Consider the following 22869-nt stretch of genomic DNA (forward strand, 5'->3'; position numbering starts at 1 on the left):
ATGCCTAATCCATTCTGCTTAGTTACTTATTCAGATTACTATCTTAATTATTGTAAATTTGCTTTTTTATCATCGTTTATTTAATACTCAAAAATGAAACAAACACTCTTTATTGTAATTCTAGCATTAGGTCTTAGTTCTATGGCTTCTGCTCAACAAGAGAAAATAGGTTTTTTTAGTTCTTCTCAATTGGTATCCTTTTTTCCCGAAGCCAAAACAATACAAGCTGAAATTGAAAAGATAAGTACAGAAAAACAAGCTATTGGAACAACCTTGGAAAATGAATTAAAGTCTAAGCTTAAAAAGTTTGAAGAAGAAAAAGCAAGCATGGCGACTATTTTACAAGAAACACGCATTGAAGAAATTCGCAACCTTGAAACAAAAATTCAAACCTATTATGCCAATGCTCGAAAAGAAATAGACAACAAACGCCAAGAGTTGCTCAAACCTGTTTTTACCAAGATTAATGATGGAATTAAGCAAGTCGCTAAAAAACATAAATTTACCGCCATTATTGACTTGGATTCGGGTAGGCAGTTTTTACTTTATATCGATGAATCCAGAGATATTTTAGAATTAATGAAAACAGAATTAGGGTTAGAATAAGTTAATTTTTGTTCTTAATTCGTCTAGCTGTTTTAGTAATATAAAGTAGCAAAAACACCTCCATTGACAAAATCAATAGAGGTGTTTTTTTTAGGTATCCTCTTTCCAATTTAATGCGAAATTAACAAGACCTTAATATATAGGCATTTTTTTTACTTCCATCAAAAGTAATTCAGTATATTTGCCCGTCAAAAATTGATTTTGGCTATTTTTTTTCTAAAAATCAAACAGCATTTATCACGATTATTTCAACAACTGAAATAATCACTAACGCTACTTCAAACAACAACAACCTATTTCATCAATTTAGCAGAAATTTTTAAGCCTTGGGCAAACGATTGTCCAATCCTTGACAATTTTAAAAATAGTGAATGAGAAGTAGATCAATCCTTTTAATTACTATGAATTTTGATCAATTAATAGAGAACTTTACCAACACGATAGACATCAAATTATTTATTCTCAATTTGGTTGTTGCTACCATTCTTTCACTTTTATTAGGGCAATTTTATACTCGTTTTGGGAATGCTGTTGCCAATCGTCAAAAATTTGCTAGTAATTTTATTCCGTTAGCATTAACAACCGTTCTTATCATTACCATTATCAAAACGTCCATTGCACTTTCTTTGGGCTTGGTAGGAGCCTTGTCCATTGTTCGATTTAGAGCAGCCATCAAAGACCCAGAGGAGTTAATTTATTTGTTTTTGGTCATTGGAATTGGTTTGGCTACAGGAGCTAATTATCCTATTTTGGCAAGTATCGCTGTTTTATTAATTTTGATGCTTTTGTTTGTCAATTACAAAATTCAAAATCGTAGTGTTTATACCAAAGAGAATATGCTTTATGTCAATATTGCTTCTGAAAATACAATGGTAGATCAGTTTGTTTCTATTTTGCGAGAAACAATGGATCATGTAGAATTAAAAAGAATGGACAGAATGGCTACTGGTATTGATATGACATTTATTTGCAAGGCTCCTAGTCTTGATGCAGTAACAGCGATGCAAGAAAAAATAGTTACAACAATCCCGACAACTACCGTGTCTATTGTTGACCAGCCCGACTTAATCGTCTAGCCTATTCTTCTAATAGAATAAGCAAAATTAGCAACTATTTTTTGTACGATCCCAAAATAGTTGCGCTCATAAACAAGGCGAACGAGTAGATAGCAACGGGCTTGCTTAATAAGATAGTTGAAGGCATAAAATTATTAACGTTTTTTTAGTCCCTTTATTAAGCTTGCAATCTCATCATTTACCGCAAAACAATTGGATGAAAAAAGAGGCTATTTGACGATAAATAATTTTGTTTACTTTAGTTCACCCATTGTTATTTTATAGGAACAAAAACAAGCTATGCGTTTTGAACGAAAATATCGAATAGAAAATCTGTCGATGATTCATATCATGCAGATTATAAAATCACATCCTGCTTCTTTTTATAAGTTATACCCCAATAGAACGGTTAATAATATTTATTTTGATTCTCCTAATTTAACTTGCTTAAACGATAATTTAAAGGGCATCAATGTCCGTAAAAAATATCGTGTTCGTTGGTATGGTACAGATACCAAAAAGATCATACAACCTAAATTAGAGGTAAAATACAAAGAAAACGAATTGGGAGGCAAAACGATTTTTGATGTTCCTCCTTTTGCCTTGTCGGACTTAAAAACAATTCAAAAGGAAGTTAATCAACTCATTCCTCAGCAATTTTCACTACAGCCCACCCTACTAAACTCTTACGAACGCTCTTATTGGGGAACCAAAAATGGTAAATTTAGAATCACCATTGATTCTAACCTACGCTTTCACTCCTTGTTGCATTCTCCAAACTTTGTAAAATATTCACATCGGGACGCTGTTGTTATCGTAGAGTTGAAATATGAAAAAGAAGACGAAAAAGATTTGCAACGAATTAGTCGTTTTCTTCCTTTTCGTTTATCCAAAAACAGCAAATATGTCAATGGCATTTTACTGACCCAATAATAAAAGTCTTCCCTACGCAACCAACATAGAATTGAATAAAATATGATTATAAAGACACATTCCACGATAAGCAAACAGCAGAAGCAATCTGCTTTTTTAAAAAAAGGCACTCGTATTCTATTAATCATCTTATCCTTTGTTATTATTGGTCTAATCCTTAATTATGTCTGGAAAACAACCAACAAAGAAGCGCTAAAACAAATTCTTATTGCTGATGCTGAAACGGTAAAGGGTGAAAATTTTGTCTTAAATGGTTACGAAGCAGGTCCTGCTTTTACCCAATCTAGCCGATATGCTTACGAAGGGAGCCATTCTATTGCCTTAAGTAAAAAGACATTTTCTTATGGTTTCTCAACCAAAATCAAAGACATCCATGTCGGTGATATTGTTACGGTACAGGTCTGGATGCTTTCTCCCAACAAAGAAATTGCTAGACTTGCAGTAACCAGCCTAGATGGCAAATCAACTTATGTTCAAAGCAAAACATTTGAATATATAGATGAATGGCAAAAAATAGCCGTAACGCTCAAAATAGAAACTCCTCTTCAAGAAAATACCCTGAAGGTTTATTGTTTTAATTTTAACGAGCAACCTATCTATTTTGATAACTTATCTTACTCCAAAAACAGTACACTTGATCACGATAAGACTGTCGAATGGGAGCCTGAAAATATTCACATCTTTGTAAAGGAAGGGGAATATAAAAAGCTAAAACAAAAACGCTATGAAGCGATTCAACAAGGTTTACTCATTAATACAGATGATTCTTGGGTAAAAGCTGCTATTTATCCCAAAAATAAAAAGGAAGAAAAAATAGGCATAAAAATGCGTCTCAAAGGCGACTGGACCGATCACCTACAAGGCGATAAATGGTCTTTTCGGGTACAAACACAAACCGACAAAGCTTGGAATCGACTCAAAACGTTTTCTCTACAAAATCCTCATACTCGTGCCTATCTTTTAGAATGGGTTTTGCATGAGTTTTTTAAATACGAAGACATCTTAACTACTCGCTATGAATTTGTCAAGATGAAACTCAACCACAAAGATTTAGGAGTCTATGTTTGTGAAGAACATTTCCTAAAACAATTGCCCGAATTTTTTAAGAAAAAAGAAGGTCCAATTATTCGTTTTGTAGAGAGTGGTTTTTGGGAAGCTCAATTGCAACAGTTTAAGTTGGAGGCTGACTTGGATGGTGAACTAGTGGTCGGTAGTCCTGACATTAAGCCTTTTGTTGAAGGTAAAACCTTTAAAACGCCATTATTGGCTGAGCAATACACCATTGCTCAAAATTTATTGTATCAATATCAATATGGGTTAAGTCCAGCTAAAGAGATTTTTGATATAGATTTATTAGCAAAATACTACGCTATTGTTGATATTACAGGTGGTTATCATGGGGTTGCTTGGCACAACCAACGTTATTATTACAATCCTGTTACTGGTAAATTGGAGCCAATTGGCTTTGATGGTTTTGGAGAAGCAGGTCTGTCACATGTTCCCCAGAAACCATTCTTAGGAATCGACTTATCTTCCATAAAAGGCAACAAAGAATTGCATAGAAAGCTATTTAGAGATAATGATTTCTTAGAAAAATATCATCAGTATTTGGAGCAGTTTTCTGACAAAGCTTATTTAGAAAAGTTTGTCCAATTCATAAAGCTCAATATGTATGATCGCTTGTCCCTGCTCCAAGAAATGTTACCCGACTATCAATTTAATACCGAGTATTTATTTAAACGAGCCAGAAATATTCAAAATGCACTTTATCCCAATAGTGCTTCTTTGCAAAACAAAACGGTAAAACCAGGAGAAATTGCGGTCTGTAATAGGCATCAAATCCCCGTTAAAATTATTGGTAGTTTAAGCCAAGCGGGTGGATTATTGACGCCTTTAGACAGCCCCAAAGTGCTCTACACAACTCGTTTTGTAGATTTGCCCGATTATACAGAACGTGTTCAGGTTCCTTTAACCGCCAAATACCTTGTATATCGTGTCATTGGCTTAGATCAAAATTTTTATGTCGAGATCAACAAATGGCCCATTCCCGAAGCGTTTTCTCCTGTACAGGAACTAAAAAGCACTTTGCAAGCTGGGCATCCTGCTTATCTTTATCATCCAGAAAAATCACATATCATTTTCAGCAAAAATGCAAGCATTAGTGAACCTATTGTGATTCCTGAAGGCTACACCATTAGTATAAAGCCTGGAACAACAATAGACCTTACCAATAATGCCTTTATACTGTCCTACTCTCCTGTACACTTTTTAGGTACTGAAGAAGCGCCTATTCAAGTACATTCTAGCGATGGATCTGGTCGATCTTTTACGGTTATTCAAGCCAAGGGACAATCTTCGGTTAACTATACTACTTTCTCCAATTTAGGTGCCTTTTCTTACAAAGGTTGGAACCTTCCTGGAGCGGTTAATTTTTACGAATCTGATGTCGATGTTTATCACAGTACCTTTACTAAAAATAGCTGTGAAGATGCCTTAAACATTGTACGAGCTAAGTTTGACTTTCAATACAATACCGTTAGCCATACTTATGCGGATGGCTTTGATGCTGATTTTTGTACGGGGACTGTAGCGCATTGCTTCTTCCATAAAACGGGAAATGATGCGATTGATTTTTCAACCAGTAGAGTGACCATTCGTGACTCAAAGATCAAATCAGCGGGCGACAAAGGAATTTCGATGGGTGAACAAGGTACCGCAACCATCCTTAACACCAGTATCGACGATGCTATAATCGGAATTGCATCAAAAGATTTATCCAAAACTACCGTCAAAAATGTTTCTCTGAGCAATTGTAAAACGGGCTTTTCAGCTTATCAGAAAAAACCAGAATATGGGCATGGCTTTATCCATGTTTATTCTTATAGCAGTGACAATTTAGGCTCCTTGCACAAAATTTTACCTGGCTCTCGTTTATTATTGATCGACCAAGAAATCAAAGGAGATTAAGCATCGCTATTAATGCGGTAGGCTTTTCTAGTTTACCCAACCTGTCAACACTAAAAAGAGTCAAGCTTTTGTTTATCAAAGGCTTGACTCTTTTTTTTTTGCAGCACAGCTCTAAAATAAGAAGTTATAATTTATAATACAATTATTAATTTAATTAGCTTTATAAATTCATAACACCTTAAAAATCAAAATAACATGATGAAGTTATTTTTATTCCTTATGTCAATACTAAGAACATAAACAAATGAAAAGGTATACTGTGTTAATATTTTTACTCCTTGGGCATACTTCTTTTGCCCAATTTAGCTTAGAAGCCTTGATTGGTACAAGCTTAAATATGTCAATTCATCGACAATATGTTTCTCAAATCAATGGTCCTAACTTTATTGCTGAAACCCATCTTGCTGGAGGAGGCTTAGAGGTCGGATTTGGAGGGCGCTTAGGATTTAACGATCAACTGTCTTTTGGGCTTGGGCTAGCCTATCAATACAAAGGTCATGAAGGCAACTATATCAAAAGTGCTTACAAAAATCGAACGAATAGCAAATATTGGTTTCATCTTTTAGTCCTTCCCATTGATGCCCAATACACCTTACCCAATCAAATCGGATTGCACGTAGGTATGGAGATCGCTACGATCTTAGCACCTTGGTTTAACAATACATTTTTATTCTATCAAAACAAGGCTATGGCAGCAGCTTTGACAGGAATTTCTTACACCAAAGGGCGATTTAGAGTGGAATTATTCTACAAGCACTATTTTACCCCCTATATGAGACAGACCATTTACTTGAACAATAGCAACAATGATCCTGTAGAGTTTTCAGATTACAATCGATTTCATGATATACAGTTAAGAATAGCAGTACGTTTGTTTTCCCTAAATTGATCATAAAATAAAAAAGTCATCCTCGAAGCATTCGGGATGACTTTTTATAAAAGAGGTATAGACCTACTGTAACTATGCAGGAGTATCCGTATCGTTAGTATCGGTTTTGTCTACCTCAATTTTGATCGTTTCTTCTACTTTCTCTTTAATTTCAATTTTTTCTTCTGCTGGCAACAATCCCATCTCACGCTTTAGATCATCCAAAGCAGCATTAGAGGTATAGGTTGTATCTCCCAAAGCAGCATTGATTTCTTCATCAATTGTTTTGGTTTCGTCCGCCATTTCGCCATAAGCATCTGACAAAGACTCTTGTTCCTCTACCTTTTCTTTCATTTTTTCTAGCATAGACAAGGTACCACTAGAGTCAATATTTGCCAATTGCTTGTTCAATTTGCCAGTTGCCTTGCTTACTTTATCACGAGCAATCAATGTTTTGAGCTCATTTTCCCATTTCGCCACCTGTCCTTTTAAGGTACGGATTTTGCCTTCCATTTTGGTTACCAAACCTTCAAATTTATCTTGGTTAGTTTTGGCAACTTGATATAATTTTAAAGACTCTTCTCTACGAGCCATGGCCTCAGAAGCCAAACGATTTGCTTCTGCCTCATCTTTTCTACCATCCAAAGCCATTTGAAGCAAAGCCTTAGCTTTTTTCTTATAATCTTCAGCAGCTTCTTTATGATTATTCGCCTCTCTTTTTGAACGAATAGCAGTAGCTTTTACCTCTGCCAAACTTTTTAAACTTTCGTCCAAATCCTTTTTTAAATCACGAATTCCTTGTTTGGTCATTGTGATAGGACGTTCTAATTTGTCTACTGCCGAATTAGCTTCAGCCTTACCTATTCTGAATAATCTTTTAATAAATTCCCACATAATTATATAAAGAGTTTACTTTGTTTACGAATGAATATTGAGTTCTAAGATATAAGTAATCGTTCACAATGATTTATAGAAAAAAAATAATTATTTTTTTAGCTATACCTTTTTATGCCCGCTTACCTACTATAAAATAATCTAAGCTATTGTTTCATGAATAGCCCAGCCAAGTAGCTCGTCTGTATTTTCTACCAACGCGATAGTCAAGGCATTAAGAGAACCCTCTAACTCATTAGCATCCAAGTTCGCTAATTGTAAAGTATCTCTAAACAACAGCTTGCTTGCATCTTCATTTAATACAAATGCGCCGTGAACAACTTCTCTATTGATTTGAAGTAAGCGTTTGTAAGCTTCTGTTTTGCTAGGATCCAAATCAATGATATGCTGTTCAATGACCAAGATTTCACCTTCGCAATCCAGCATAGTATTCATCAATCCTTTGCTCTGATCTGTTACCAACAACATCCCTTCGCCAGCATCCTCACTAACAATATCATGTCCCAGATCTAAGAGATAGCCTTTTACTTTTTCAAAGTAGTTCAACATCATAATTTTAATTGGATTTATTTTGAATTTATAATAAAAGTTTGTTTTGCTTATTTTTGCCACCCTTATAGATGGTCTGCTTCCCGAAATTTACAATTTTTTTTACGATTATTTATAATAATACTTGGTGGATTTTCGGGGGGTATAATCAAAACTTACGTTTTTTAACTTGTTAATCGTTAACAAAACTATTATTTTTACAATCTATCAACATCAATTAAGCTATCTTTGTTCCTTAAATAACAAAATAAATACCATTAATCTTGGATAATATAACTTCGCATATTGAAGCATTAATTTTTGCTAGTGATACCCCTATCCCACTCAAAGAGATCAAACTCTGTTTGGAATCTATTTTGGATGAAATCTTGGATAAAACCGTTTTGCAAAATAAAATAATAGCCTTACAACAAAAGTACCTCAACAATAACTTTTCTTTTAGCATTGTTGAAATTGCTGGTGGGTATCAGTTTTTGACCAAGCCTGAATTCAATGAAACACTAAGCATATTAATTCAACAAAAAAGCAAAAAGAAACTCACCAAATCTGCCTTAGAAACACTCTCCGTAATTGCTTATCGTCAGCCAATTACCAAAGGTGAGATGGAACGAATTAGAGGGGTCAATTGTGACTATGCCGTTCGTAAATTACTAGAAAAAGAGCTGGTTGCCATTACAGGGCGATCAAAAGAAGTAGGACGTCCCCTACTCTATGGTACTAGCGAAAAATTCATGCAACATTTTGGTCTAAAATCCATCAAAGAATTGCCCAAACTCAAAGAGTTTAAACATGAGGACAATCAGATTGGAACCTTAACAGAGGAATAAAATGACCTTAGAATAGTTGACCAAACAAAAGATCTTAAACAGCAGCTACAATGGCAAAAGAAAACAGTCCAACCAAAAAATATACCTTGATGAATGCACTTATCGTAGGGCTTGTTTGTGGTATAATTGCCTTATCGATTGGTTATCTCATTGAAACGGAACGTCTAAAGCATAGTTTTGATGTATTATTTCCTTATGCCGCTGTTGGCATTTTTATTAGCATCCTCAATTTCAAACCCCTTTCAAAATTAGCGCTGCTTCTTTTGCCTCCCGTTTATGCTCTAAGCGGATTTGGGATTGTTGCAGGACCACTTGTTATGGCTTATTTAGGGTGGGAAAAAGAGAGTATGAGTGATGCAATGGCAATGCTGGTTGAAAATGTTCCATTTTTCATCATTTCTAGCATGTTATACAACTGGTACAGTTCCTTAGCTGGCAAAAAGAAATTTATGGTTTATGCTCTATTTGCTACCACCACTGTTGTTGTGAGTCTGCTAATTTTTGGAGATAAATACCCGATTTGGATAATCCAAGGTTGCTATTTAGGGATAGGGGCATTTTTATTTAGTTTATTGCATCTTAAGCAGCCCATTTAAAACGCTAAAGTGCAAAAATAAGATCGCCCATTTGAAAATTATTTCAAATGGGCGATTTTTTATTAAAAACAAGAAGCCTAAACCGCTTGTTCCAATATTGCCAACTTAGTTTTACTCAACTTAGATTGAGCATATTCCACGCCAATTTCAAACGTATCTACTCCCTCTTGCGAAGGCATTTCAAACATGGCATCGGTCATAATTGCCTCACAAATTGAACGCAATCCTCTTGCTCCTAAACTATACTCAACCGTTTTGTCAACAATTAAATCTAGCGCATCTTCTGTAAATGACAATTCAATATTTTCCATATTAAACAGTCGCTTATATTGCTTGATTAGGGCATTTTTAGGTTCGGTCAAAATACGACGCAAGGTTTCTTTATCCAAAGGATTCAAGTAAGTCAAAACAGGCATACGCCCCAACAATTCAGGAATCAATCCAAATGATTTAAGATCTTGGTGAGAAACATATTGAAGTAAGTTTTCTGTATCAACTTCATCGTCCTCGTTTCCTCTAAAGCCAATAACCTGTGTATTGATACGTTTGGCGATTTTCTTTTCGATTCCAGCAAAAGCACCACCACAAATAAACAATACATTCTTCGTATTGACCTTTACCAATTTTTGTTCAGGATGTTTACGTCCACCTTGAGGGGGTACCAAAATATCCGTTCCTTCCAACATTTTGAGCAAAGCTTGCTGAACGCCCTCTCCCGACACATCTCTAGTAATAGAAGGGTTATCATTTTTACGAGCTACTTTGTCAATTTCATCAATATAAACAATCCCACGTTCAGCAGCAGCAACGTCATAATCACAAGCTTGCAATAAACGAGTCAACATACTTTCTACATCTTCCCCAACATACCCTGCTTCTGTAAATACGGTCGCATCTACAATTGTAAAAGGCACATTCAACAAGCGAGCAATGGTTCTAGCCAACAATGTTTTTCCCGTTCCTGTACGACCAACCATTACTACATTTGATTTCTCGATCTCTACCTTGTCCTCATCTTCCTCGTCTATTTTTTGCAGTACTCGTTTGTAGTGATTATAAACAGCAACTGCCAAAATTTTCTTACTCGCATCTTGACCAATTACATATTCATCCAAACGTGCTTTGATTTCCATTGGTTTTAGCATGGTAATATCTTTACCATCTATGGGGTTTACCTGTGCCTCTTCATGCTCCTTCTGGAATGGCATAATTTCATCCTCTATAATTGCTTTTGCTTGCTCTACACAAGTTTCACAAATATAAGCGTCTACCCCCGAAATCAATATCAATGCTTGGTTTTTGGGCTTGTGACAAAAAGAACATTTTGCTCCTGGCTTCGTCATTATTATTGTTTTTATTCTATTTTAAATGATTGAGTTATAAGATGATCTAAATCTTTCTTCATTATAACTTTCTCCTAATTTTCTATTGCCGTGCGAATATACAGCTATTCTAAAAAAGAACCAAGTTGAATAGGAAAAACCCATCCAACTTGGCAGCATTATTTTATAAAAAAAGATATTTTATTTCTTGCGAATCAATACTTCATCAACTAAACCATAGGCTTTTGCTTCTTCTGAAGTCATCCAGTTATCACGCTCACAATCTTCTTCAATTTTTTCATACGATTGACCAGTGTGATGTGCCAAAATATCGTACAATTCTTTTTGAAGCTTTTTGATCAAGTGATAAGAAATTTCCATATCAGTTACTTGACCTTGCATTCCACCCAATGGTTGATGAATCATTACTCGACTATGTGGCAAACAACTACGCTTCCCTTCTGCACCAGCACAAAGCAATACGGCTCCCATAGATGCCGCCAAACCTGTACAAATTGTTCCTACATCAGGAGTCACATATTGCATGGTATCATAAATACCTTGACCAGCAATAACAGAACCACCAGGGCTGTTTACAAAAATTTGAATATCACGTTTAGGATCCGTTGATTCTAAGAACAACAACTGAGCTTGTACAATATTAGCTACATAATCATTGATTCCTTGTCCTAAAAAAATAATACGATCCATCATCAAACGAGAGAACACGTCCATAGAAGCCACATTCAATTGACGCTCCTCAATAATATAAGGCGTCAACCCTGTAACATTAGGCATTCCCATAGCTGCCTGCGCTGTTTTTTCAGCGTAAGTATCAACATGCATTCCCGTCATTCCCATATGCTTCACAGCATACTTTCTAAATTCGCTTTTATTAAACATTTTATTCTATTTTATTTTATGAATTGTATTGAAGTGCTACTCTTTAATTGTCTTCAAATATGATTTGAAGTAGTTAGTCGCCCCCTAATATATACGGTTTTTTGATGCTTTCCTAATTTTTTGAAGCTTGTATTTTTTTAACAATCATCCGCTATCCAATGTGCCAGAAAATCATCAAACTATTGCCTGTTCTCTCTGCTTAAGGAAAGAGTAATTTTCTGTATCTTAGTATTTCAACACATCTACTTAATAACAGGATAAAAGCTACCTCAAAAAAAATCCTTAGCTGCTGTTGAAGCACAGAAAATGCCATTGACCATACATTAAAGTTTAATTAATAACTATGAAATTTTATGCCAGTCCAAATAAAGATGTCAAAATAGCCGAATAGAGGTAACTCTGGCAGACTATTCAACAACAACTTCATGGCATTGGATTAGTGTTTACCTGTCATTAAGGCTTGCAGATAATTATTAAAATTAATATTTTTGTACTTCTTTAATTCAAAAGAACTAGCTTCTAATTTGGGCAATAATTGCTGAAGTTCAGTCAATTCTTGTTCCAAAGCTCGATAAGATTTTTGCACTTTGGGGTGATTAATATTTTTGGTATACCCAGCCAATTTAGCCTGTGCTTCTTTTATTTCTTCTGCAACAGATTCTGCCTTTGCTTCACACTGTCTTATAATTCGCTCATAAACCTCTTTATAGTCTTTTAGCACCACTTTTTCTTCCGCTTCATAAGCCTGTTCCAGCTCATCCACATACTCCGTAACAACTTCGTGTTGCTCCTGCAAGTTAGAAAAGGGCTTCCCTAGCTCTACCTTTTGCACTGCGATTTTCACCTTTTGAAGTTCCCCTTTTTTAAATCGATCCAAGCCCTTTAGTTCAATTCGTTTTTCATCTTCTAGCGCTTTGATTTTTTGCCTATATTCCTTTTTTAATTTGACTTTTTCTTGATTCAAAAAGGTCAATTGATGCTTGGTTTCATCATGCCAATGTCTCAAATTTTTAAGGATGACCTTATGATCTCTAAATTCCTTAATGTTAAATTTTCGTCCATCTTTTAGCATAACCTCCCCCGTATGAGCATTCAACGAATAAATTTGCCTAATGGAAGAGAAATTAAGTTCTTCTAGCACTTCCTTAATGTGCTCGACAGCATGCTCAGACATTCTTCTTTTTCCTTTCCACAATCGAGGTAAATTTCGGTACAGATCAGTATCTTTAACATGGTCTTTGAACAAAAGTTCAAAAGCTTGTTCCTGTTCTCGATACAAAGTAGAAATTTTATCTCCAATCAAACTACTAATCTTAGTGCGTTTATCCTTAACCAAGGTATCCACAGCAATTTTCCCCTCTCTTAATGAGGGATGTGCATCACTAATCGGGTGCTCCTTCATCAATTGATTAACGGCTTTTTTATGAGAATTATTAATTGCCATTCGGATCTTGGTTAGGCTATTATAATTGCCATCTTCTATGCGAGCAATCACACGATGAGACTTTGCCTGATCGACATATTTTTTGTTTAATAATTGATACTGCTCGACCGCCTTTTTTTCTAGGGCTTGAACCTCTACATCTTGCTTTTGTAAATAAGCCTTAAGCCCCTTAATTTCTTTTCTAATTTTTTGGGTATACCGCTCTATTTTAGGGATAATCCGACGAACACTGCGTTGAAAGTTTCGTTTTTTGTTATAAACTTTTTTTGTTTGTTTATAAAACTTTTTTTCAGCCCGATGAAATACCTTTTTTGCCGTTTCTTCTTGGAGAACCAAAGGATCTTTTTCGTACCTTTTATTGGCTCGATAAACCAAAAAACCAGTTAACATAATCCCAACAAGAGGCGTTCCTATAATCGTTGCCATTCCTAAAAAGAAGACTAAGGCAATTAACTCTCCTCTAGAAAGGGAATCAACTTGAAATTCCTTTAATTCCTGTTTAGTTGGTTTAGCTAATTTAGGTTTGGGAATTTCACTGTTTTTACTCAACGCAACCAATTGATCCGCAGCCTTAGAATAAGTAGGCAAATCTACTCTGGAAGAAGGCAATGCAAAACGAGGCCGAACGGTCTTAAATCCTCCGCCCAATATATGCCCGTATCGTTTATACGCTGCTTCATCATCCAATGCCAATAAAATGGCAGCACACCACTCTTCTGCACTAGGGCGCAATTCAGGATTGTGATGCCCATCGATAAAACAACGCATAAACAAGTCCTGTAAACTCCGATCTAATTGATAAAAAGCCTTATGAGGTGGTGGAATAATTCTAAAAGAATTTTTCTTGGCAGGATGATGTACAAAGAGACCATGTTTTATTTTGTCGTGCAAACTTGTCAACTGCTCATAGGGAGGTCCAGAACTAGCTGCAAAAGGATGAATTCCAAACAGTAATTTATATAAAATAACTCCTAAACCAAAACGATCCCATTCTTCTCGCTCTGTTGGGTCATAATTCAGTTCTTCATAATGTTCTGGAGGGGTGTATTCTGGTGTTGCAACAGGCGCATCAAACAAACTCTTGCCATCTTCTATGACCTCTACTGAATCCGTATCCACAATAGAGACCAATCCATTGGACTGAATTACAATATTGTCTGGTTTCATATCCACCAAAACATAACGCTCCATAGCGTGTACCTGATGGATTGCAGCACAAATATTAAAACAGAGCTTCATCCGTAGTTCTACCGCTCTTGATGATTTTTTAAATTCAAAACGCCCCCACTCCGAACGCAATTTTCGGGGTATTTTGGGCGTACAAAGAATTTCTAATTTCTCACCACTAGTATAGGGCATAATAAAACCAACAAATTTCCTATTGTCATATAAGGCATCCTTTACCCAAATGACTGAATTATGTGTTGTTCTATCGTCTGTAGAATTAAGAGGAGGATATTGAGCTAGATAATTAATTTTTTCTTCTCTAGTCTTGCTGAGTTTATGAGGATGATAAATTTTTGCAACATAATCACTTAATTCCTTAGGCGATACAATGGTGTACAAATTTCCCTCCCCTCCTCCTGCAAAGGGTTTGCTAGCTAATGTAATCCAAGTACCACTATATTCTAATTTATATCTATTTGCCACTAATTATTAATTATATCTAAGTAAATGCTGCATCAGCATCTCCATCCTGAATCACAAAATTAGGCGTTGCTACTAATTGGTCTTCCAATACTTTTCCTATAATATAATGCCTTTGAAAATTTCTTGTCAAGAAAAAAGGTGCTTTCCCCTTCGCTATTTGTTTTACCAAAACAGGATGAAAAACAGTTAACATATCTAGTTTTAACGCTATTAAATGTTTATAAATTACCTGCAATACTTTATCTGCTGCCCCTTCTTGAACATAAGCATAAGGAACTTTCATATTTTTGCCTCGAATACTTAAAATCAAGAACCCAATAACTTCCAAGTTACTATTATATATTTTTACATTCAAAAAATTAAAAGAACTATCTGTTGCTGAAAAATGATAACGACTAGCATTGTAATCGGTTAACTTAGAAGAAATCAACCAAGGGTTACGAGTCAGCCAAGTCAAATCCTTTCGATCTCGATTCATTAATTCAGGCAGCTTATTTTTTTGTATAAATGCCCAAGTCTCATCATCCAATTCTGATAAATACTCAAAGTTAATTCCTTTTAATTTAAGAAAACTAGCAGCTTTTAATTGCAACCGCAAAGCATTGGGCAGGTTAAATAGTCCATCTATACAACTCAATAAAGGAGCCCATTTGTTCCATTTGGGATCTTTTTTTGGAAGAAGATAAGCTAAATTTAGACGAAGATAGCCTCTAAGTCCTCTAGGCTTTGCCAAATCAATAAACTGCCCTGTTCGATTATACAAACCTTCTGCCGCAGGCGTAAATTCTGTAACCAAAATTTTATAACTCCATGCTTCAAAAACAGTATGAATTAATTTTTTTGCAATTCCTTTGCCTCTCATAATCGGATTGACCCACATACAACTTAGCCAACCTACGTGCTCAATGCCTGTCGTAAAATGCAAATCGTCTGCAAAAACACCTAAATAAGCCACCATTTCTCCTCCCTCATAAATCAAAACCAACACCAAATCATCCGCCTTAGCTCTAGGGTTTTTAAGGTGTGATAAAGCTCTATGTTTACTAATCGCAATATAGTTGGCACGCTTGTATTCTTCCGAATCAATATAAGCTTGAAGTTGATGGTGGTATATTTCTCTTATTTGCATAATACATTGGGATCAAAAATTATTTATCCATATTAGGAAGTTATTACTCCGTAAAACTCCGTGCAGCTAATCCTGCAAAAGCAATTAGCAATCCATTCCCCCCCAGATACCTAAACGCTAAAAACAGCTAACTTAGTTTTAATCCTCAACTGCATAACGCTTAAAAAGTATCCTAATACCAAACCATAAAGGGGCTTTTTTCTAAAAGGTTAAGAATTCACGAAGTATTATCAAATATAAACTATAAGTAATAGTAGTCCACTAATTTTTTAATTTTTTTGTAAAGAATCAAAAAGCCTTAACAGATTAAGCGTTGAATAAACGCTTGAGTAGGTTGTACAACAATTTTCGTGCATTAACACGGCTAAAAAAAATAAATTATTCAGCACAATACTACTTATAAATAATTTGTTAAAAGACTTGACTTAATGTAACTTTTTTGATACATTTGGCAAAAAATATTATTACTCAAATTATATTTATCATTCAATTAAAATAGCATGACATTTTCAAGAAACGCATTTTACTTCAACAAAAGAAAAGTAATTGATTTTGATCTAAAAAAAGGTATCGAAAATACAGAACTAGCCTACCGTTTTCGTACAGAATATGATGGTCCTGAAAATGAGGTTCCCAATATGTTAACTGCCTTTTTTAACGATCCTAAAATTAGTGAAATAGATAGTTTTGTCATTGGGCAATGGGGACCAGAACACGACGAAGGTCCTGAATCTATCATTCAATTATTAGTAGACAATAAAGACAAACTACAACACATCAAAGGAATCTTTTTTGGGGATATTACCTATGAGGAGAATGAAGTTTCTTGGATTGAAAATGGCAGCCATGCTCCAATTTTGGCAGCTTTTCCCAATTTAGAATTCTATCAAGTTCGTGGCGGTAATGGTCTCAATTTTGGGACGATCCAACACAACAAACTCAAAAAGTTAGTGATTCAAACAGGTGGACTTTCCCAAAATGTATATGAGGAACTCTCCAAAGCAGATTTGCCCGCTTTAGAACATTTAGAACTTTGGTTAGGATCTGACTACTACGGTTTTGACGCTAGTCCTGAGCAAGTAGTTGCTGCTTATAGAGGCACTTCAGAGCATCATCTGCCTGCTCTTAAATATCTAGGGCTTAGAAACAGTGAAATTGCCGATGATTTAGCAAAATTACTCAAAGGTGATCCTATTTTAGATCGTATTGAAGAATTGGATTTTTCGAGAGGAATTATCGGTGATGTGGGCGCAGAGGCATTGGTTGATAATCCTGCCATCAAGAACCTAAAAAAACTAGACTTGCATCATAATTTTATATCGGATGATTGGGCAGAAAAATTAGAAGATTTAGGAATAAAAGTAGACCTAAAAGAACGAACGCCTGATGCAGATGAGGACGATCGTTACATCTCCGTTTCTGAATAATCAAACTGTATTATATATCAGAAGTTATTACGAAACGTAAGTTCATAAAATAATGAAATGGTATGGCTGCAAATTTATTTTTTCCTGTACAACTCTATTATTTCATGAGTGCTGCGCAGTTCGTAATAACTTCTATTCAATACTGCTTAGTTTAAAAAATTATGCAATTTACCTTAATTGGGAATCCTGAAAATCGACGTTGTCAATTTTTCATGGCAGCAGCAAAATCTCAAGGTTTTGCTGCGCCTTTTGTTGTTTCTTATCTTGATTTGTTGCGCCAAAAAGTGGATTTAAGCCATTTTTTATCAAAAAGTGATGCGTTGAGAATTGATTCGCCTGGAGAAAACATGGAAGTGACTCGCCATTTTTTGCAATTGGGTGCCGAACACCCCAATCTTGCCAATGCGGCTCGTATTTCTGCAAAAGCAGCAGGGCAACTTGTTTTTGAAAAAGGGCGGATTCAATTTATGAGACAGCAACATTTGGGCTTTTTGCTTTGTTTGGAGCAAATTGAACAACATTTAGCGCAATATCCAGCTCTAAAAGTAATGAATAGTATTGAAGGAATTCGCTTGATGTTTGACAAAATTGCTTGTCATCAACATTTCCAAAAACAGGCTATTTCTGTTGTGCCTGCTATCTATACGGTTCAAAATTACGATGATTTGCAACAAAAAATGGCTCAACGTGGCTGGAATAGGGTTTTTATAAAACCCATTCATGGTTCTTCTGCCTCTGGTGTAATTGCTTACCGAAAAAAAGGAGTGCAAGAGCAAGCCATTAGTTCTGTCGAATTGGTGCACAACCAACAACAAACAAAACTTTATAATTCTTTAAAAATTAGAACGTATCACAAAACCAAAGATATTGCTTACTTAATTAATCACTTGGCTAAAGAAGGAGTGATTGTTGAACAATGGATTCCTAAGGCTTCCTTGCCCGAAGGCGTTTTTGATTTGAGAATGGTCGTCATTGGCAATAAGGCACAGCACACGGTTGTTCGACAAAGCCAATCTCCTATGACAAACCTACATTTGGGCAATCAGCGAGGCAATTTGGATACGGTAAAAGCAATACTTGGAACTGACAGATGGAAATCTCTTTGCTCCTTGGCAGAACAAGCGCTCGCTAGTCTTCCGAATACGCTCTATGCGGGCTTAGATGTTATGCTATCCAATACACTCAAAAAGAGCTACATCCTAGAGGCTAATGCCTTTGGCGATTTATTGCCCAATGTATTGGTCAAGGGCAAGGACACTTATTCAATGGCATTATCAAGTATGAAGGAATGGCAATAAAACCAAGGCTAATCATTTTATCTGACTTGTGGGGACGAGAAAAAGCAACATGGGTTGAGTATTATACAAAATCGCTTCAAGCAACCTTCAGCATCCACTATTACGACAGTTGTGAATTAGCTCAGGTAGACAAAACCGTCTATGCCTCCGAAAACTTACATCAACAGTTTGTTAATGGTGGGATTAAAATTGCTGCTCAAAACTTAGTGCAACTTGAAACCCAAAATGTATTTGTTTTGGCATTTAGTGTAGGGGGCATTATTGCTTGGGAAGCAGGATTAAAAGGATTAAACATAACGTATCTTTATGCCATATCAGCTACTCGATTACGTTATCAAAAACAGCCATTAGGAAAAAGAGCAAGGCTTTATTTTGGAAAAAAAGATCCTTACAAGCCCTCTCAACAATGGTTTGACCAAATGAATTTTAAAGCGAATATATTGGAATATCAAGGACATGAGCTGTATAGAAATCAAGAATTTGCATCTAATCTTTGCCAGCAGGTACAAAATGATTTTACTATTATTTCGTAAATGTTTACTTCCACTACCCTTAGTTTTTCAAAACAAACTGAGCAACCGAACAACATAAACTAAGTATACCCAAGCAGTATTATAAAGCAATTATCCAAACTTCATTCACAGCAACCTTGATTATGTTTACTGGAATAACAACTATTTTTTTTGATTTAGACAATACTTTAATTAATAGAGATGCTGCCTTTTTAGCTTGTTTGGAACATTTTTTTGGCGAAAATATGCCAGATTACTATTTTGGAAATGAACAGTTTGAAATTGAAAAAAAAGATCAACATGGTTATACCACTAGAGCTCATTTTTGCGAATGGTTTATCCATCACTATCAACCCAAAGGGTGGGATGAAACAAATTTTTGGAATTATATCAAAACCAATATCAGTAATTTTGTGCCTCCTATTTCTATTCAACTAAAAGCTAAATTATTGCACTTACAAAAAAATTATAAAATAGGCATTTTGACCAATGGTTCGATCATCAACCAAAGTCGTAAAATTCGTCAAGCAAAACTCGATGCCATTGTTCCAACAGAAGCCATTTATATCGCTCAACAATTTCAACTCTCCAAACCCAACAAACGATTATTTGAGCTCATACTGGAACAAGAAGGAATTTCAGCTAACCAAATGCTTTATATTGGAGATGACCCTGTTAATGATGTTTTAGGAGCTGCTCAGGTTGGCATTCAAACAGCTTGGGTTAGCCACAAAAGGGCTTGGACATCCAGTATCAAACCCGACTTTATCTTAGAGAATATTTTTCATTTACCCATCTAAAACAGCGATTTGGTTATGTCTTATAATATGAATGAAATTGTTGCCCAAAGTGATGTTGTTTTTATCACCTTAGATACCTTGCGATATGATGTAGCTCAGCAACTTTGGGAAGCAGGTAAACTCCCTAATTTTTCGAAGTGGCTTTCTCCTCAAGGCTGGGAAAAACGCCATAGCCCAGGAAGTTTTACCTACGCTGCCCATCATGCCTTTTTTGCAGGCTTTTTGCCAACGCCCATTGTAGCTGCTAAGCATCCTAGGTTGTTTGCCACCCGATTTGCAGGCAGCGAAACTGCTGTTCAAGATACTTGTATCTTTGATGCGGCTACCATTGTGGAGGGATTTCAACAAAAAGGATTTAAAACCATTTGTATTGGTGGAGTGGGATTTTTCAACCAACAAACTCCTTTGAGTAAAGTTTTTCCTTCTTTTTTTGAAGAAAGTTATTGGACGCCATCTTTTGGCGTTACAGAAAAAAATTCTACCCAATACCAATTAGAAAAAGCAGCTGAATTATTAGCCGCAAACCCAGATCCTGTGTTTTTATTTATTAATATCTCTGCTTTGCATCAACCCAATTGCTTTTATTTAGAAAATGCTGTAGAAGATACGATCGAAAGCCATGCTGCTGCCTTGGAATATGTTGACCGCCAACTTCCAATTCTTATGCAGGCACTAAATCAACGCCAACAAACTTTTGTCATTTGTTGTGCCGATCATGGAACAACTTATGGGGAGGATGGCTATACAGGGCATCGCATTGGTCATCCCAATGTTTGGACAGTTCCTTATTTAGAAGTGCTCGTAAAACAATAGCATTTTTCAATTTTGCACAAGACTTCTTACTCAAAAAACGATCAAAGAATCAAATAGAATATGACCAAATTAAAATCAATCATAAGCGATAATTATTTTCAAGGATATTCCTATTCTTACCCTCACAAATCAACTTATCGCCCCCTAAAAGAAGCTCGATCCCTAAAAGAAGTATGGGCCAATGAAAATAAAGAGCGACTCTTCCTTTATCTGCATATTCCCTTTTGTGAAATGCGCTGTGGTTTCTGCAATTTATTTACCATGGCAAACCCTAAAACAACGCATGAAAGTCCTTTTATTCAAGCTTTAGAACGCCAAGCCATTCAAGTAAAAGAGGCTCTTGGGGCATCTAATTTTAACCGCTTGGCAATTGGTGGTGGAACGCCCACCTTTTTAAGCCTTCCTGATTTAGAGCGCCTATTTTTTATTATTAACGACATTATGGGGGCAAAAACTTCAGCCATCCCTTCTTCTATTGAGATGTCTCCCAAAACCGCTAGCAAAGAAAAATTAGCCTTGCTCAAAGCCCAAGGAATTTCTAGAGCTAGTATTGGTGTTCAAAGTTTTTTGCTGGAAGAAACCAAAGCTTTGGGGCGACCACAAACTACTGCCGAAGTTGTAAAAGCATTAAAAATTATCCGAAATTCTGGCATCCCTGAAATGAACATTGACTTAATCTATGGAATGGCAGGACAAAACAAACAATCTTGGCAATATTCCTTAGAGCAAAGCATTGCATTTCAGCCCGAAGAAATCTTTTTATATCCACTTTATGTTCGCCCTTTAACAGGGCTGGGGCTAAAAGAAAAAGAATGGAATGACCATCGCTTAAATTTATACCGCTTTGGTCGAGATTTTTTACTAAGTCAAGGATATGAACAAGTGACCTTACGCATTTTTAGAAATAAAAAAGCCGCCAAGATGCCAGCTCCTCCTTATAATAGTCCAGAAGATGGTATGGTTGGTCTAGGAGTAGGAGCCCGTTCTTATACCAAAAATTTTCATTATAGCTCAGAATATGCTGTTGGTCGCAAAGGAGTCAAAAATATCATACACGATTATAATCAGCAAACCAAAGAACAATTTCAATCGGTTATCTATGGCACTTATCTCTCGTTAGAAGAACAAAAACGCCGTTATATCATTAAGTCACTTCTAGAAGGAGCATATTTAGATTTTAAAGCCTATTACAATTTTTTTGGCAGCCTCCCTCTAGAGGATGTACCTGAATTGGAAGAATTATACAGCCTTGATTTAGCTCCAAAAGCAGCCCATCAATTACAACTTAATGCAGCAGGATTGGAACTATCAGATGTTATTGGTCCTTGGCTGTACTCTAATTCCGTAAAAGAAATGATGCAAAAATTTGAACTGATTTAACCCACACTTTTTAACTTTATTCGTTGTATGAAATGGTCTATTTTATATCGTGGTCCGCTCTCTAGCTGCAACTATGGTTGCTCTTATTGTCCTTTTGCAAAAACTAAAAACACTCGCTCAGAGTTAGCAGATGATGCCAAAAGGTTGCAAAATTTTGTAGATTGGGTAAGCAGCCGTTCAGAACAAATTAGTATTTTATTCACGCCTTGGGGAGAAGGGCTTATTCGCAAATATTACCAAGAGGCAATGACAACGTTAAGCCATCTACCACAGGTTCAAAAAGTTAGCATCCAAACAAACCTTTCTTGTCCCACAACTTGGATGGACAAGGTAAACAAAGAGGCTTTTGCCCTGTGGACGACATTCCATCCTAGCCAAATTAGCTTGGATAAATTCGTTGGCAAATGCCAAGAATTAGATGACTTAGCCATTCAATATAGTGTGGGCTTTGTTGCCTTTAAAAATGAATTGGATATACTAGAACAACTGAGGGATAAAATTCATTCTAGTCGTTACGTTTGGGCCAATGCTTATAAACGAGTAGTAGATTATTATACAGAAGAAGAGATTCAACGAATCGAACAAGTAGATCCCCTTTTTCGATACAACACCAAATACCACGATAGTTTTGGAAAATCTTGTCAAGCAGGATACCGTTCTTTCACGGTGGATGGTAATGGAGATGTTCGTAGCTGCCATTTTATCAATACGGTCTTGGGAAATATTTATAAAGATGATGTTTCTTCCATTTTAGCCCCTCGTCTATGCAGCAATGCTACTTGTGGTTGCCATATTGGTTATGTACATTTGGATGAATTGAAGTTATACGATACTTATGCTGATGGAATTCTAGAACGAATTCCATCAGCCTATAGACCCTAGACTTTTGTCAATGG

The 22869-nt window shown here is 35.8% G+C and carries 20 protein-coding genes; 14 read left to right on the plus strand and 6 right to left on the minus strand.

Annotated features, from left to right (window positions below; translation table 11 throughout):
* The first annotated feature begins 93 nt into the window (after positions 1 to 93).
* The 5 genes from AsAng_RS18280 to AsAng_RS18300 all read left to right on the plus strand — a co-directional run bounded on the left by AsAng_RS18280 (position 94) and on the right by AsAng_RS18300 (position 6450).
* The gene (locus tag AsAng_RS18280) at positions 94 to 606 is read left to right on the plus strand and encodes an OmpH family outer membrane protein (RefSeq protein ID WP_264788537.1); all 513 of its coding nucleotides are present in this window, start codon (positions 94 to 96) and stop codon (positions 604 to 606) included.
* Between the two features lie 371 nt (positions 607 to 977).
* The gene (locus tag AsAng_RS18285; protein ID WP_264788538.1) at positions 978 to 1682 is read left to right on the plus strand and encodes a DUF4956 domain-containing protein; all 705 of its coding nucleotides are present in this window, start codon (positions 978 to 980) and stop codon (positions 1680 to 1682) included.
* A 279-nt stretch (positions 1683 to 1961) separates the two neighbouring features.
* On the plus strand, positions 1962 to 2594 hold the full coding sequence (locus AsAng_RS18290) for a polyphosphate polymerase domain-containing protein (protein WP_264788539.1): 633 nt from the start codon (positions 1962 to 1964) through the stop codon (positions 2592 to 2594).
* Positions 2595 to 2636: 42 nt separating this feature from the next.
* On the plus strand, positions 2637 to 5561 hold the full coding sequence (locus AsAng_RS18295; RefSeq protein WP_264788540.1) for a CotH kinase family protein: 2925 nt from the start codon (positions 2637 to 2639) through the stop codon (positions 5559 to 5561).
* Between the two features lie 244 nt (positions 5562 to 5805).
* Positions 5806 to 6450: a hypothetical protein gene (locus tag AsAng_RS18300; RefSeq protein ID WP_264788541.1), complete on the plus strand. Its 645-nt coding sequence runs from the start codon at positions 5806 to 5808 to the stop codon at positions 6448 to 6450.
* Positions 6451 to 6522: 72 nt separating this feature from the next.
* Here the strand turns inward: AsAng_RS18300 and AsAng_RS18305 are convergent, their stop codons facing one another.
* Complete coding sequence (locus AsAng_RS18305; RefSeq protein ID WP_264788542.1) at positions 6523 to 7323, minus strand: PspA/IM30 family protein; 801 nt, start codon at positions 7321 to 7323, stop codon at positions 6523 to 6525.
* Positions 7324 to 7464: 141 nt separating this feature from the next.
* Positions 7465 to 7875 carry a YbjN domain-containing protein gene (locus AsAng_RS18310; RefSeq protein ID WP_264788543.1) on the minus strand — a complete coding sequence of 137 codons (411 nt, stop codon included), beginning with the start codon at positions 7873 to 7875 and terminating at the stop codon, positions 7465 to 7467.
* Between the two features lie 260 nt (positions 7876 to 8135).
* Here AsAng_RS18310 and scpB point away from each other — a divergent pair, with 260 nt between their 5' ends.
* Positions 8136 to 8699 (plus strand): SMC-Scp complex subunit ScpB, encoded by a 564-nt coding sequence (scpB, locus tag AsAng_RS18315; RefSeq protein ID WP_264788544.1) that lies wholly within the window; start codon positions 8136 to 8138, stop codon positions 8697 to 8699.
* Between the two features lie 50 nt (positions 8700 to 8749).
* A complete protein-coding gene (locus AsAng_RS18320; RefSeq protein ID WP_264788545.1) occupies positions 8750 to 9295 on the plus strand; it encodes a hypothetical protein in 546 nt (181 codons plus the stop codon).
* Positions 9296 to 9372: 77 nt separating this feature from the next.
* On the opposite strand, the gene clpX is transcribed toward AsAng_RS18320, so the two are convergent.
* The 4 genes from clpX to AsAng_RS18340 all read right to left on the minus strand — a co-directional run bounded on the left by clpX (position 9373) and on the right by AsAng_RS18340 (position 15743).
* Positions 9373 to 10638, minus strand: coding sequence for an ATP-dependent Clp protease ATP-binding subunit ClpX (clpX, locus tag AsAng_RS18325; RefSeq protein WP_264788546.1), 1266 nt, complete (start codon positions 10636 to 10638; stop codon positions 9373 to 9375).
* Positions 10639 to 10818: 180 nt separating this feature from the next.
* Complete coding sequence (locus AsAng_RS18330) at positions 10819 to 11520, minus strand: ATP-dependent Clp protease proteolytic subunit (RefSeq protein ID WP_264788547.1); 702 nt, start codon at positions 11518 to 11520, stop codon at positions 10819 to 10821.
* A 436-nt stretch (positions 11521 to 11956) separates the two neighbouring features.
* A complete protein-coding gene (locus AsAng_RS18335; protein ID WP_264788548.1) occupies positions 11957 to 14614 on the minus strand; it encodes a protein kinase domain-containing protein in 2658 nt (885 codons plus the stop codon).
* Positions 14615 to 14630: 16 nt separating this feature from the next.
* The gene (locus tag AsAng_RS18340; protein WP_264788549.1) at positions 14631 to 15743 is read right to left on the minus strand and encodes a GNAT family N-acetyltransferase; all 1113 of its coding nucleotides are present in this window, start codon (positions 15741 to 15743) and stop codon (positions 14631 to 14633) included.
* Between the two features lie 500 nt (positions 15744 to 16243).
* On the opposite strand from AsAng_RS18340, the gene AsAng_RS18345 reads away from it, so the two are divergent.
* From AsAng_RS18345 to AsAng_RS18375, 7 genes are all read left to right on the plus strand, one after another.
* Complete coding sequence (locus tag AsAng_RS18345) at positions 16244 to 17170, plus strand: STM4015 family protein (protein ID WP_264788550.1); 927 nt, start codon at positions 16244 to 16246, stop codon at positions 17168 to 17170.
* Positions 17171 to 17331: 161 nt separating this feature from the next.
* The gene (locus AsAng_RS18350) at positions 17332 to 18468 is read left to right on the plus strand and encodes an STM4014 family protein (protein ID WP_264788551.1); all 1137 of its coding nucleotides are present in this window, start codon (positions 17332 to 17334) and stop codon (positions 18466 to 18468) included.
* Complete coding sequence (locus AsAng_RS18355; protein ID WP_264788552.1) at positions 18459 to 19001, plus strand: hypothetical protein; 543 nt, start codon at positions 18459 to 18461, stop codon at positions 18999 to 19001. Before AsAng_RS18350 ends, AsAng_RS18355 begins: the two co-directional genes overlap by 10 nt.
* A 122-nt stretch (positions 19002 to 19123) precedes the next feature.
* On the plus strand, positions 19124 to 19780 hold the full coding sequence (locus tag AsAng_RS18360; RefSeq protein WP_264788553.1) for an HAD family hydrolase: 657 nt from the start codon (positions 19124 to 19126) through the stop codon (positions 19778 to 19780).
* A 15-nt stretch (positions 19781 to 19795) separates the two neighbouring features.
* Entirely contained in the window at positions 19796 to 20593 is a 798-nt protein-coding gene (locus tag AsAng_RS18365; protein ID WP_264788554.1) for an STM4013/SEN3800 family hydrolase, read from the plus strand.
* Positions 20594 to 20653: 60 nt separating this feature from the next.
* Positions 20654 to 21973, plus strand: a complete 1320-nt coding sequence (locus AsAng_RS18370; protein WP_264788555.1) for an STM4012 family radical SAM protein — start codon at positions 20654 to 20656, stop codon at positions 21971 to 21973.
* Positions 21974 to 22000: 27 nt separating this feature from the next.
* On the plus strand, positions 22001 to 22855 hold the full coding sequence (locus AsAng_RS18375; RefSeq protein ID WP_264788556.1) for an STM4011 family radical SAM protein: 855 nt from the start codon (positions 22001 to 22003) through the stop codon (positions 22853 to 22855).
* Positions 22856 to 22869 lie beyond the last annotated feature (14 nt).

This window comes from Aureispira anguillae (assembly GCF_026000115.1).
GTDB classification, from domain to species: Bacteria; Bacteroidota; Bacteroidia; order Chitinophagales; family Saprospiraceae; genus Aureispira; species Aureispira anguillae.